Raw genomic sequence first — 12659 nt, 5'->3', positions numbered from 1 at the left:
CACCTCAGTGATTTATGAGTTCCGGACCCAGAGAGCCAAGCCTCCCCCACGTCCCCGGGCTGCGATCACCTCTGTTGTGACCAGAAAGAACGCAAAAAAAGGCAGCTTTCCGATCGGCTGATCCGCAAACCTTTTCTCCTTGCCGATGTTGCCCCGATAAACGCTGCGTCCCAGCAGCGCCAGGGTGGCCTCCGTGAAGTCAAAAGCCAGCAGATTCTTCTGACCCGAATAGCGGATCGGTCCCGTGAGCTGAAACACCAGTGATCCAATCCGAACCTGATTTGCGATCGTCCCTGCGCCAGAAGACAATTCTGTAGGTGTAAAAGAAATCTGGGCGACACCAAGCGGGGGAACATACCAGCCTGTTCCGATCGGAGCCCCATTCTGTTGACGGGCACTTCGGCGCGAAACCACAAAACAAAGTCGCCAGTCTCCCCTCAGAGATTCGAGGGGGAAAGTGAGGTGGTGCTGTCGCGTCGTTCTTTCAGCATCCAGCAGGGCACGGGTAACAGCGGTTGCTGGTGGACGATCCGACCCTCGACGCTGAAAAGCCGCAGCAGCTTCGATTAAAAGAGGGGTCACCTCAGTCAGAAAGGGCTGGTTGGGTTTGGCCATTATCTTGAAGTTTTGTTAACTAATTTACCAGAGACAGAGGTGGAAACCCAAGATCGGATTCCTGGCCTGCTCTCTAGAGTCAGGGATCCCTGAATTTTGCAAAAAAAGAGCCAGAGTCATGTCGCTCTGGCAGTTTAAAATTATTTTTCTTAAAATTTGTCCCGACCAATAGCAAAGGGGTTCAGCCCTTGGCCTCAGAACAACCAGTCCGGAGTTCAAGAAGATTGGCGGGAAACCAGCTTCTCAATTGTTGCCTGAGTTTGATGAAGTAATTGCTCTCGGCTGCCTTCCGCATCGGTGAGGGTAGGGACCAGATTGCGTGCCTGTAATGCCATGTGAAGCTGTAAATGGGCTACATACTCGCTGAAGTCTTCGCGAGTTGTGTGAGCCGGGGCCTGGCCTGAGTGCAAATTCAAGGTGTTCTCCTTCTCAAAAACCGCATCGTTACTATTCGTTAATGAAATTACCATGCAGGTAAAGTTGCTTCAGAGTCTTGCAATGAACTGTAATCTTCCTGACCAGGGGCATGGGTTGTGGGTCAGGAACCTGTCCTCTCCCGGATCGTCCTTAATCCCATAAAACGTTGCTACATTCCTGCGGGAGACTGCTATGGTCCAGCTCACAATCCGGGTATCTGCTGCTTCGATGAAACAATGGCTCGGCGCTGCTGCCCTGGGGGTGAGTCTCCTGGCAACGGGTAGCCCGATGGCGCTGGCGGTCCTCCGTGATCCTGCGGCCTCTCCCCAGGACGCCGATTCATCCCAAGTAGCCCAACTTTTCAAGCGGCCCCCCAGCAATTCTGGTGGCTGTGGTCCTCAAGGATGTCGTCTGACGATCGACCAGAGCACCCTGCAGACTGGAGACATTGTGATGGCGCGCTACGATGGCAAAGACCGTCAGGTGATTCAAGCCGGGGAAACCCGCAAACTGGTTCTGACCCTGGCTGAGCCTGTGGTAAATCGCTCCGGGCGAACGGTGCTTCCAGCCGGCGGTGTGATTGAGGGTGAGATTGTGCCTGTGGAAGGCGGCGGCCAGTTTGTGGCCCAGCGCATTCTGGTGAATAACACTGCTTATAATTTTCCTGCTGCTTCTGGGACGATTCATGACACCAAAGATCCGACCCAGACCGATGCGGGGGCGATCGCAGGAGATGCGGCGATCGGGGCTGCTGGTGGGATTGTTCTCGGCCAGGTTCTCGGTCAACGGGGGATTACCCTGGAGCAAATTCTCGGTGGTGCTGTTGCAGGGGTTGTGGTGGGGAATGTGACAGCGCCTCAAGCAGTCGTGATTAATCCCGGCGACAAGATCGAGCTGCGGCTTACAGATAATTTCCGCCTGTAAGGGGCTGACCCACGACCATGACCTGAACCGGGCTGTTGGCTGGGTGAACTTGCTGACCAGTGGCCAAAACTGCCAGGGCATTGGTCTGGGCCAGGTTAATCAGATTGCCAGAGTTGTGCCCTCCCTCAACGGGGTGGAACCGATATCCCTGCTCAGTTGCATGGATCTGGCCCCAGAGGTAAGTTTCTCGCTTGCTGTCTCCCCGCAGTTCCTGGGTAGTCAGAGCCTGGGTAAAGACGGGACCCCACGATCGGGCCAGACCAGCGCGTTTGAGCAGAGCTGGTTGGACAAATCGCCAGAAGGTGACCAGGGCTGAAACTGGATTGCCGGGCAGGCCGAAATAGAGAACCGGGGTCGATCGAGTTGGGGACTTCAGGGTTGCCACGGTCAGGGGTTTGCCCGGGCGCATGGCCACCGATCTTACAGCGATCTCTGCCCCCAGTTTGGCCAGGATGGCCTCCACATAGTCATAATCACCCACGGAAACCCCGCCGGATGAAATCACTAGGTCGGCAGTCGCGACGGCCTGGTGGATTGTCTGCTCCAGAATGGTTGGATCATCCGGGATGATACCTAGCGGTAGCGGATTGGCCCCTGCCTGAGCCACCAGGGCGGTCAGGGCGTACTGATTTGAATCCACAATTTGACCGGGCTGGAGCGGTCGATCGGGGGGAATCAACTCGCTGCCGGTGGATAGGATGGCAACGTTGGGGCGACGGTAAACGGGCACGGGGGTTAATTGGGCGGCTGCCAACACCGCCAGCTCTGGAGCCTGTAACCGAATGCCTGCAGGCAATAGGGGGGTACCCGCTTGATAAAATGCTCCCTGCCGTCGAACGAAGGCTCCTGAGCCGGATGGAGGGGTCAGGATGAAGACGAGTTCCCCGTCCCGCCGGGTATTTTCTTGCATCACCACTGTATCTGCTCCGGTAGGCATCATAGAGCCCGTCAGAATGCGGGCGGCCTGACCTGGGTTAACGGTGCATTGGGGGGCTGCTCCGGCTGGAATTTCGGCAATGACTTGCAGAGCCACCGGTCGATCGGGGTGACAGACCTGAACATCGGCAAACCGGACCGCATAGCCGTCCATCGCAGAGTTATCCCAATGGGGGAAATCCACTGTCGTGGTCAGGGGCTGGGCCAAAATGCGATCGCAGGCGGCCATCAGATCCACGAACTCCCGATCCTGATCGGCATTGGGTCTGGGTACCCGTTGCAGAATGAGTGCTTCAGCCTGGGCAACGGTCAACATTGGGTCCATTATTTGCCGATAGGCTGACTGCTGGGGGCATTGGAATGAACCAGAACCCAGTCTATGAGAGATATGGCAGAGGCTGCTGCTCCGAAACCGAGAACAGTTAGGGCCAGACCTGTCAGTAAATGCCGGATCAGCATGCGGCGATTGGCTTCTTTGACAACCTGCCGAACTCGTTTCTTCTTTCTCACCCGCTTGTAAATGGGTTGGCCACGATCGCTGTTGAGTGGCCTTTCTGAAACCTCATCTGCACTCTCTATGGAGGATGGGGTAGATCTGACCATGGACTCTCCTGGCTCGATAGAACTCATCTTCATCGCAGAATTACAGAGGTGGGGGGAGTGAGGCTCTTTTCTTAATGGCATCCGGCGACACCACTGGGGGGTGTGATTGCTAGTCTGGCGACCATAGATAAAGAGAACTTCTACTGGCCCAGGTTCCAGTTTTAGCATCCCAAGCTGAATAAAGTTGGAAAGCGATTCCTGATCAGGAACCTGGGCTGCCTCCAGCACAATGTGCAGCGCTTGTCCGCGCAACTCAGCTCGGGCGGAGATTCCCTTGGGCTGGAGGACACGGTTAATCAGGTCCGCGATCGCTTCTGGATCGCCCTGCTTGGCCATTGGCAGTAGATTCAGTTGGGCCATAAAGACTTAAGCAACACGGTTACATCCCATCGGGCAAAGTTCAGATGCCATACAATAGCTCAGTTCGCTTGAGTTTGCAGGAAAAATTGCAGATTTTGGCATGGAATTATTCAGATTGCAAATATTTCTGGCCAAACCCTGCCGCTAAGATATAGTCAATACATAAAAATGGCCATAGTAATTGACGAATTTATATTTTTAAGGAATTGGGATTTAAATCGAAATGCTGGTGTCAGTAGACCCAGTTTGACTCTCCTGTTTACGGCTGTCCAAACGGACCCTCTGAGCAGATGAGCCTCTATCCTGGGGGATGCAGCCAGAAGCAGGACCCGCTATTCATTGTCTTAGAATGGCAAAACTAAAGGTAAAACTGGAGTCTGCAGCGTCACGGCTGTCCAGAGGAGTGGTTTCGCCCCGCTTTCCGCGAGCAAAGCTGTGGCGACGAGCGATCGCTCTGGGATTGGATGTGGGCTTGACCTGGTTCATCAGCCTGCTCTGTGGGGAACCCGGATCGGTCTCCCAATCCTGGTGTTTTCTGCTGGTCTGGATGACCCTGAGGGTTCTAGTGGTTGTAGGCTTGCATGGGCAAAGCCCCGGACGCTGGTGTGGGGATATTAAACTCCTGGAGCTTGAGCGGGGAAGAACGCCCAAGTACGAAGTATTGCTAGCCCGTGAGTTGATGATTGGGTTGCTGCTGCTGCTGTCTATCCTGGGGATCACAGATGCGATCCGCAATCAGACTCATTCCAGTCTGCTGCTCCTGCTCCCTTTGCTGGTGGATAGTGGGGCAGTGCTGATTCAGCCTCGACGGCATGCGCTGCATGATCGGCTGATGAAAACGATGGTTGTCCCAACCCGCCGGGGCTTAGCCTTAGGGTTCAGGCTGAATAGCCTGGTTGCTAAAATGAACAGTTATATGAGACGATAGTAGATCGCGTCTGGATCTGGTTTCGTTGTAATTTCTGTGAGTGATTTATGGCTAAGGGCGTACGAATTATCATTACCCTGGAATGTACGGAGTGTCGCACCAATTCTGACAAGCGATCGCCCGGTGTTTCCCGCTACACGACGACAAAAAACCGTCGGAACACAACTGCAAGGCTGGAACTGAAAAAGTTCTGTCCCCATTGCAATAAGAGCACGGTGCATAAAGAAATTAAATAGTCTGCCTCCTGTTTTCCCCTCAACCTCCTAACTTTATTGACCCATTACTATGGCCTACTTTCGTCGTCGCGTTTCTCCGATTAAACCTGAAGAACCCATAGATTATAAAGATGTTGATCTATTGCGGAAATTCATTACCGAGCGAGGGAAAATCTTGCCCCGCCGGATCACGGGCTTGACTGCTAAACAGCAGCGAGATCTGACTATTGCAGTGAAGCGAGCCAGAATTTTGGCTCTGCTGCCTTTCATTAATCAGGAAGGCTAAAATCTATTCAGTTCGAAGTTAAGAGTTCAAAGTTCAAAGCGAGTTCTAGATTCTTAACATTGAATTGTGAACTTTGAACTTTGAACTCTCAGTCGTTTGGGCCAACCTGGAATTTATCTTGTGCAGTTGTGGAGAAGGGAACCCTAGTTGAATTTCGGCTGCATGGTGACCGTCGCCTTGCCGTTATAGAGCGTCCAGAAGGTAAGAAAAACTGGATTGCGATCGATGTGAATGGGCATGCCCATACCCTTCATCCCCGCCAGGTCAGCTATGAAGTAACGGGGCAGGCTTACCGGTCTGCGGAAATTCCCAACTTTCTGGAGCAGGTCCAACCCCTGTTAGATCCCTCTAGCCTGGAAGTTGCCTGGGAATTGCTGGCTCCAGATAATGCTGCTGTGGAGCCCGCTGAGATGGCTCAACTGCTGTTTTCGGATCAAGGTCCAGCTCCCTGCTATGCGGCCTATTATCTTCTTTCGGAAGATAAGTTATATTTCAAGCAGAAGGGGGATCGTTATGAGCCTCGCTCTGCTACCCAGGTCGCAGAATTGAAGCATCAGATCTCGGTAGAGGCCCAGCGACAGCTAGAATGGCAGGATTTTATCACCTGTCTTCAGCAAAGTTTGGCAGGAAAAAAGCGCAACACTTCGGGGGCATCTGATTCAGAAATTCTGATTCCGGATTCTGCAACGGTTCCATCTCCCGAACCCTGGGCTGATCGATATCGTTCCCGCATAGAGGCTCTGGAACGGTTTGCTGTTTTCGGTGAAGAAGCAACCCATCGTGCCCCGGCAATGGAAACTCTGGCAGCCTTGGGTCGGTCAGAAACCCCTCAGGGAGCCTTTGATCTCCTAGTTGATCTGGGCCTGTGGGGGGTTCATGAGAACCTGTTTCTGCGACGGAGTCAGATCCCGACTCATTTTCCAACTAAGGTGCTCCCAGTGGTGCAGCGTTGTTTAGAATCTTCTCTTCCGGATAGTGACTCCAATCAGCGATTGGATCTGACGCACCTGAAAGTCGTGACCATTGATGATGAAAGTACCTGTGAAATTGATGATGGATTGAGCCTGGAATATCTGGAAGACGATCGTCAGCGAATCTGGATTCATATTGCGGACCCCACCCGTTGGCTGTTGCCTGGGGATGAGCTAGATCTAGAAGCCCGCCGTCGCAGCACAACCATCTATTTGCCCACGGGGATGATCCCCATGTTCCCAACGGAGCTGGCAACGGGTCCCATGAGTTTGATTCAGGGGCGGACCTGCTATGCGTTGAGTTTTGGGGTTACGCTGGACGAGACGGGGGCTGTGGAGAATTACACTATCCATACTTCTCTGATTAAACCGACTTATCGCCTCACCTACGAAGATGTCGATGAGATCCTGGATCTGGGGGTGCGAGCAGAACCAGAAATTGATGCGATTTCCGGGTGGGCCAAGCAACGGCAGGCATGGCGTCAATCTCAGGGAGCCATTAGCATCAACATGCCGGAGTCATCCATTAAGGTCCGGGATGATGAAATTACGATTCAGCTACTGGAGGATTCTCCCTCCCGGCAGATGGTGGCTGAAATGATGATCCTGGCGGGGGAAGTTGCAGCTCGATATGGCCAGGAGCATAACCTGGTCTTGCCTTTTAGAAATCAGTCCCAGCCTGAACTGCCTCCACCAACGGAGCTACTCCAGCTTCCGGCAGGGCCAGTTCGCTCCTGTGCTATCCGCCGCTGTATGCCCCGCAGCGAAGTCAGTATCACCCCATCCCGTCATGCCAGTCTCGGTCTGGATACCTACACTCAGGTGACTTCCCCCATTCGGCGCTACAACGACTTACTGGCCCATTTTCAGCTCAAAGCCCATTTGCGAGGAGACTCCCTTCCCTTCTCGGAAGCGGAAATGCGAGAGCTGCTGCTCAGTATTGGAACCACAGCCCAGGAAGCTTCTCTGGTGGAACGTCAGACGAACCGTTATTGGAGCCTGGAATTCCTCAGACGCCATGGTGGGGAGGTCTGGCAGGCTTTGATGCTGCGCTGGCTGAGAGAGCATGAAAATCTGGCCCTGATTATGCTGGAGGACCTGGGACTGGAACTGGCCATGCGCTTTAATCGGCCCATTGAACCGGGAGATCGTTGCCAAGTCAAAGTGGCCTATGCCGATCCCCGGCAGGATGTGATTCAACTGGAAGAGCTGCTGGTCCAAACGGCTCAGCCCGCCTGATGCGCTTCAGGGTCTCTGGGTTGTGAGCGTTGTACAGCGAGGGCCAGGGTGATCGCTCTGACAGTCATGAAACCAGCCAGGGCCAGCCAGAGCACATGGTTATTATGGGTCAACCAGGCCACCAAGGCCGCCGGAGCAAAGCCTATCCCTGCAGACAAGACCGTGCTTTGTCGCAACACCTGACCTGCCGTTAACCCCAGAAAGTAGCCATCCAACAGGAAAGCGATCGCCCCAAACCCCAATACGGGCAGGAGCCAGGGGACAAAAGTTTGAAGTTGGCTCCGGACAGATGAATCCGGGGTGAGCAGGCCAAACAGAGGGCCTGCCAGTAGATTAAAGCTGAGGGCGAAGGCAAGACCCAGAGCCACGCTGGCTCTAACCCCCAGGCGCAGGAGTTGGGTCAGTTCCTGGCGGGCATTCTGAGCCTGATAGACGCCAGCCAGGCTTTCTGTGGCAAAGGCCAACCCATCGATGAAATAGGCTGCCAGCGTCACGATCTGGAGCAGAATGGCATTAGTCGCCAGGGTTACGGTGCCCAGGAGAGAGCTCAAATTCGTGAACAGGGCAAAGGTAGTAATCAGAGCAAAGGTGCGAATCAGAATATCCCGATTCAGGGTCACGATCGTTCCTAGGGCTCCTAAATCCAGCAGTTGGCTGGTCAGGGCATGAATGGCTTCGGAACGGAGTTCCCATCCGGCCAGTCCGATGCCTACCAGGAGAGTCAGGTACTGGCTGGCTGCCGTTGCGGCACCAGCACCAGTGCTTTGCCAGCCCAGATGAACAATGAATTCATAGTCCAGCAGAATATTGACTCCACTGCTGACAGCCGTGATCAGGAGGACCCGATCGCTCTGGGCTCGTCCCAGAAACCAGCCGATGAGCACGAAATTGATCAGTGTGGCCGGAGCCCCCCAGATCAGGGCGTTGTAAAAGGATTGGCCTGCGGCTTTGACTGCTGGTGTGGCCTGCAAGAGGGTAAACCCAATGTCCCGCAGGGGGACCTGCAGCAGCACAATGATCAGGCCCAGAATCAGGGCAACGATGCCATGGCGCAGCCCGATTAGGATTGCTGCATCTCGATCGCCCCGCCCGATTGCCTGGGCCGTCATGCCCGTGGTTCCCATACGCAGGAAGCCAAAAGTCCAGTACAGATAGTTGAACAGCACTGTGGCCAGGGCAACCCCTGCCAGGTGGCGGATCTCGGCCAGATGCCCTAAGAACGCCGTGTCAATCAACCCGGCCAGGGGCACCAGTAGATTGGCAAGAATATTAATGCTGGCCAGTCGGAAAAATTGCCCCAAGACTGTAATATGATTGTTTTATGATTGTAATACGACGGGTGGCCATCTCCAGTTTAAAGGGAATGGGCCGGATACCCGAATTGAGTCAACGATGATGACGAACGTGGAGATCATGAATTTGGTGCATCAGTTTGAAGCCTGCACCTTACCCCGCTCTCAGTGGGACCATGCGGCTCACCTGACAGTTGCCCTCTGGTATCTGATCTGTTTCCCCGATGCAGAGGCCGTCCTGCGCATTTGTCAGGGGATCCAACGTTACAACAAAAGTCAGGGAATTGGGACAACCCCTACAGGGGGATATCATGAAACCCTGACGTTGTTCTGGATCGCGATTGTGCGGCAATTTCTGGCTGAGTCTAACCCGGAACTATCACTGGCAGCACGGGCGCATGAGCTGATTCTGAAGTATGGAGAGCGCAAAAATCTGTTTCGTGAATCCTGCAGTCTGGAACTGATCCGGTCCCCTGCAACTTGCCAGAACTGGGCACCTCCGGATTTGAATTAGAAGTATTGACTGCTGGGCCTGGGCGGAAAGGAAGGATGGGAGCCTATTGGCGTTTTTGCAAGAGTTGGCGCTGTTCTGGTGTCAGTACGGTGTTGTAGATCTCCTTGCGGGTCTCTTCTGTGATCTCTCGCACTTGCCGTTGCTGCTGCTCAGTCAGGTTCAACGATCGCAGGGCCTGTTTCATTTTTTGACCAGCTTGGAGGGATTGCAGAAAGCGGGTCCGTTGTTCTCCTACTAGCACATCGGCGATTTTCTGTTGCTGCTTTTCCCGGATAGTTTCAATCTGCTCTTTTTGCTTCTCCGTCAGATTCAGCCTGATTTTTTCCGAGTTATTGGTGGGTGCTACTTGAGCCAGGATCGTCGCCGGGCTCTGCAGAGCGACTGCTTGGAGGACAGGAGTTGCGGCCAATCCCAGGGTGAGGGTAACAGTAGCAATTGACAGGGAGCGAAGCGAATTGCGGAACATAGATTTTCCTAAACCTTTTAACGTTGCACAAGTATTCAGACAGTCAAGCCGGGGAAAAAGTTCAATCGATTCAGTAAAATCTGGCTCAGACAACAAAGTTGGGAAAAAAGTTCAATCAACCGTCTAGGTCACTGTAGACCTAAGAAGCGATGGCAAGCGTTCAGGATGGATATCGGTTGCATTACCATAATTCTATGCTCTCCTTCTGGGTGGTGTTGATGCTGCATCTTCTGCATACGCTGCTGCACCTGATTCAGTCTGTGCTTGTTCCCTTCTGCTTGGTGATGGCCTGGGTCTTTTCCCTTCTGCTGACCTGGAGTCTGGTGGCTGCCACCAAAAATGGAATTGCTCAAGCCCGAAAACTGCATCAGATTCCCTGTGCTCACTGTCAGTTTTTTACCCGTGATTATCGTCTGAAGTGCACGGTCCATCCAACGACTGCCCTCTCTGAAGCGGCGATCGGCTGCCTCGATTATCAACCTGAAACAAGTCTTTACTATGCTGGTTCGCAAGCTGAACGATTGTCCTGAATTTGTAGCGGGGGATGGGACCCTGCTGCGAGAGCTGTTGCATCCAGATAAACAGCCGATCGACCTGCGCTACAGTCTGGCCCAGGCGATCGTCCCAGGGGGCCAAACGTCTACACCCCACGCCCTGACCACTTCCGAGGTTTACTACATCCTCAGTGGTACGGGCGAGATGCATATTGACGGGGAGGTGCAGGTGCTGGAACCTGGGGATGCGGTTTACATTCCACCTCAGGCCAAACAATTCATTCACAACCTGGGAGACGAGCCCCTCCTGTTCATCTGTATTGTGGATCCGGCATGGCGGAAAGAGGATGAAACGGTCTACGAAGCGTAGACTCCTGAGGTGGGCAACTGGAGCCTTGGTCCGCCCTCTGTTGCGGGGGTTTGCGATCGGGGGTCTGGGGCTATTGACCTTGCTGCTGCTGGCTTACCTCGGGCTCTGCTGGCAGCGTCCCCCCCGAACACCGCTGGTTCGCCAGATTTTCCAGGGGGTCATCTATGCCCGTGAGATTCTCACGACCCCTCGTCCGGTCGTGATTCATGTGGTCACCCTTGATTTAAAAGTTCCAGGTCTGAAAGTTCTGGTGACGCCAGGAGATCCGGCCCAGGGAGGGGAAGTGCTGGCCCAGACCACGACTGAGTTTCTGCAGCGCTATGGGTTGCAATTAGCGATCAATGGGGGCTATTTCCGTCCGTTTTACTCCCATACCCCGCTCGATTACTACCCTCATAGTGGTGATCCTGTTCGGGTTATCGGTCTGGCTATGTCTAATGGCATCCCCTACGCTGAGCCTGGAACCAAGGAGCCCGTCTTATGTATTCGGTCTGACAATCGGGCCGAGATCCGTCGGGTATACTGCAGCCCAGAGACGGTGCAAGCTTTGTCTGGGAACTTTATGTTATTGGAGCGAGGCGTCCCGATCGCTCCCCGGGATCACTATGTGGAACCCAGAACCTTTGCTTGTGTTGATATTACCGGATATGTTCTTCACCTGTTTCTGGTAGATGGACGGCAGCCTTTCTATAGCGAAGGGTTGAAATTGTCTGAACTCTCTGAACTGGCTAGGGGAAAGGGGTGTGACATGGCGATGAATTTGGATGGAGGGGGCTCAACGACTCTGGTGGTGGCTGAGATCAGCGGTCCACGCCTGCTGAACGCTCCTATTCATACCCGAATTCCCTTACGCCAGCGAGCGGTTGCCAACCATCTGGGCATTTATGCGCAACCTGTGCCTGGAATCTGAATTGTTGTAAAACTTTATGTAAATTGTTAAGATTAATGAAGAAAATCCACTTTCAGACTTGTAAGGGTTGAGTCCCTGTCAGCATCCTTCTGACCTGTGAGGTTTTCTCTCCAAGTTGACACAGTTTAAGCTCCCTCAGGCGCACCGATGATCTAGTCAGGTGCGTCTTTTTTTATGATGGATCGGATGCCCATGCTCTTACCAGAAGCATTGCTTGCAATGCCTGGATAGAAATATGGGGCGGAACCCCAAGGTCCAGGCAAATAGAATTCAGTCGTTGAAGCAAAGAGGATGATATTGATGGAAGTATTACCAGAAGCCCTGCAGCATCTACGGGGACAGGTGGCGATCGTGACGGGAGCCTCCCGTGGGATCGGTCGGGCTGTGGCCCTGGCTCTGGCCACAGAAGGCGCAAAGGTGGTCGTGAACTACGCCAGTTCCGGTGAGGCAGCGGAAAAGCTGGTAGCTGAGATTGCAGCAGCCGGGGGAGAGGCGATCGCCCTGCAGGCGGATGTCTCGCAACTGGAGCAGGTCGAAGCTCTGGTGGAGGCAACGATGCAGCAATGGGGACGGATTGATGTGCTGGTTAACAATGCTGGGATCACACGAGATACCCTACTCCTGAGGATGAAGACGGAAGATTGGCAGGCTGTGATTAATCTGAACCTGACAGGTGTGTTTTTCTGTACCCGTGCGGTCAGTAAAGTGATGCTAAAACAGCGTTCCGGTCGTATTGTGAATATCACCTCAGTGGCAGGGTTAATGGGGAATCCGGGCCAAGCGAATTATAGTGCGGCTAAAGCGGGTGTGATTGGGTTTACGAAAACGGTGGCTAAGGAGCTAGCCAGCCGGGGGATCACCGTGAATGCAGTTGCTCCCGGCTTTATTGCGACGGACATGACCCATGATTTGAAAGCAGAGGGCATTCTCCAATTCATTCCCCTGGGACGCTATGGCCAACCAGAGGAAGTGGCGGGTCTGATCCGCTTTCTGGCGGCTGATCCTGCTGCAGCCTATATCACCGGGCAGGTGATGAATGTCGATGGAGGCATGGTGATGGCTTAAGCCCTGATCCCCTCGATCTCTGGGCGGTGACATTAGGTGGACGGCTCCCTTCGA

The 12659-nt window shown here is 53.8% G+C and carries 16 protein-coding genes; 10 read left to right on the top strand and 6 right to left on the bottom strand.

Features of this window, described 5'->3' with window-relative positions; translation table 11 throughout:
• Window positions 1-12: 12 nt before the first annotated feature.
• Together BST81_RS05825 and BST81_RS05820 are read right to left on the bottom strand one after the other, a co-directional pair.
• A complete protein-coding gene (locus BST81_RS05825) occupies window positions 13-615 on the bottom strand; it encodes a hypothetical protein (protein WP_075597598.1) in 603 nt (200 codons plus the stop codon).
• Between the two features lie 215 nt (window positions 616-830).
• Entirely contained in the window at window positions 831-1031 is a 201-nt protein-coding gene (locus BST81_RS05820; protein ID WP_075597737.1) for a hypothetical protein, read from the bottom strand.
• Between the two features lie 193 nt (window positions 1032-1224).
• Between BST81_RS05820 and BST81_RS05815 the strand changes: the two genes are divergently transcribed.
• Entirely contained in the window at window positions 1225-1956 is a 732-nt protein-coding gene (locus BST81_RS05815) for a hypothetical protein (protein WP_075597597.1), read from the top strand.
• On the opposite strand, the gene glp is transcribed toward BST81_RS05815, so the two are convergent.
• Both glp and BST81_RS05805 read right to left on the bottom strand, forming a co-directional pair.
• Window positions 1934-3217, bottom strand: a complete 1284-nt coding sequence (gene glp / locus BST81_RS05810; protein ID WP_363079447.1) for a gephyrin-like molybdotransferase Glp — start codon at window positions 3215-3217, stop codon at window positions 1934-1936. The genes BST81_RS05815 and glp overlap by 23 nt on opposite strands.
• On the bottom strand, window positions 3217-3855 hold the full coding sequence (locus tag BST81_RS05805) for a hypothetical protein (RefSeq protein WP_075597596.1): 639 nt from the start codon (window positions 3853-3855) through the stop codon (window positions 3217-3219). Before BST81_RS05805 ends, glp begins: the two co-directional genes overlap by 1 nt.
• A gap of 349 nt (window positions 3856-4204) precedes the next feature.
• On the opposite strand from BST81_RS05805, the gene BST81_RS05800 reads away from it, so the two are divergent.
• The 4 genes from BST81_RS05800 to BST81_RS05785 all read left to right on the top strand — a co-directional run bounded on the left by BST81_RS05800 (window position 4205) and on the right by BST81_RS05785 (window position 7494).
• On the top strand, window positions 4205-4783 hold the full coding sequence (locus tag BST81_RS05800; RefSeq protein WP_171974679.1) for an RDD family protein: 579 nt from the start codon (window positions 4205-4207) through the stop codon (window positions 4781-4783).
• A gap of 47 nt (window positions 4784-4830) precedes the next feature.
• Window positions 4831-5019 carry a 50S ribosomal protein L33 gene (rpmG, locus tag BST81_RS05795; RefSeq protein ID WP_075597595.1) on the top strand — a complete coding sequence of 63 codons (189 nt, stop codon included), beginning with the start codon at window positions 4831-4833 and terminating at the stop codon, window positions 5017-5019.
• 49 nt (window positions 5020-5068) lie between these two features.
• Entirely contained in the window at window positions 5069-5284 is a 216-nt protein-coding gene (gene rpsR, locus BST81_RS05790) for a 30S ribosomal protein S18 (RefSeq protein WP_075597594.1), read from the top strand.
• Between the two features lie 80 nt (window positions 5285-5364).
• Entirely contained in the window at window positions 5365-7494 is a 2130-nt protein-coding gene (locus BST81_RS05785) for a ribonuclease R family protein (RefSeq protein ID WP_363079444.1), read from the top strand.
• Here BST81_RS05785 and BST81_RS05780 read toward each other — a convergent pair.
• Window positions 7482-8795 carry an MATE family efflux transporter gene (locus BST81_RS05780; RefSeq protein ID WP_253188100.1) on the bottom strand — a complete coding sequence of 438 codons (1314 nt, stop codon included), beginning with the start codon at window positions 8793-8795 and terminating at the stop codon, window positions 7482-7484. The genes BST81_RS05785 and BST81_RS05780 overlap by 13 nt on opposite strands.
• A 91-nt stretch (window positions 8796-8886) precedes the next feature.
• Here BST81_RS05780 and BST81_RS05775 point away from each other — a divergent pair, with 91 nt between their 5' ends.
• On the top strand, window positions 8887-9300 hold the full coding sequence (locus BST81_RS05775; RefSeq protein WP_075597591.1) for a hypothetical protein: 414 nt from the start codon (window positions 8887-8889) through the stop codon (window positions 9298-9300).
• A 43-nt stretch (window positions 9301-9343) separates the two neighbouring features.
• On the opposite strand, the gene BST81_RS05770 is transcribed toward BST81_RS05775, so the two are convergent.
• The gene (locus BST81_RS05770; RefSeq protein WP_075597590.1) at window positions 9344-9766 is read right to left on the bottom strand and encodes a hypothetical protein; all 423 of its coding nucleotides are present in this window, start codon (window positions 9764-9766) and stop codon (window positions 9344-9346) included.
• A 149-nt stretch (window positions 9767-9915) separates the two neighbouring features.
• On the opposite strand from BST81_RS05770, the gene BST81_RS05765 reads away from it, so the two are divergent.
• The 4 genes from BST81_RS05765 to fabG all read left to right on the top strand — a co-directional run bounded on the left by BST81_RS05765 (window position 9916) and on the right by fabG (window position 12605).
• Window positions 9916-10296, top strand: coding sequence for a hypothetical protein (locus tag BST81_RS05765; RefSeq protein ID WP_253188099.1), 381 nt, complete (start codon window positions 9916-9918; stop codon window positions 10294-10296).
• Window positions 10265-10630 (top strand): cupin domain-containing protein, encoded by a 366-nt coding sequence (locus BST81_RS05760; protein ID WP_075597589.1) that lies wholly within the window; start codon window positions 10265-10267, stop codon window positions 10628-10630. The genes BST81_RS05765 and BST81_RS05760 overlap by 32 nt, the downstream gene beginning before the upstream one ends.
• 25 nt (window positions 10631-10655) lie before the next feature.
• Entirely contained in the window at window positions 10656-11540 is an 885-nt protein-coding gene (locus tag BST81_RS05755) for a phosphodiester glycosidase family protein (protein WP_253188098.1), read from the top strand.
• Window positions 11541-11840: 300 nt separating this feature from the next.
• Window positions 11841-12605 carry a 3-oxoacyl-[acyl-carrier-protein] reductase gene (gene fabG, locus BST81_RS05750; protein ID WP_075597588.1) on the top strand — a complete coding sequence of 255 codons (765 nt, stop codon included), beginning with the start codon at window positions 11841-11843 and terminating at the stop codon, window positions 12603-12605.
• The last annotated feature ends 54 nt before the right edge of the window (window positions 12606-12659 follow it).

It is taken from the genome of Leptolyngbya sp. 'hensonii', from assembly GCF_001939115.1.
GTDB lineage: Bacteria > Cyanobacteriota > Cyanobacteriia.
Note: the sequence above shows the minus strand (reverse complement) of the source record. Positions and strands in the feature narration are given on the sequence as shown.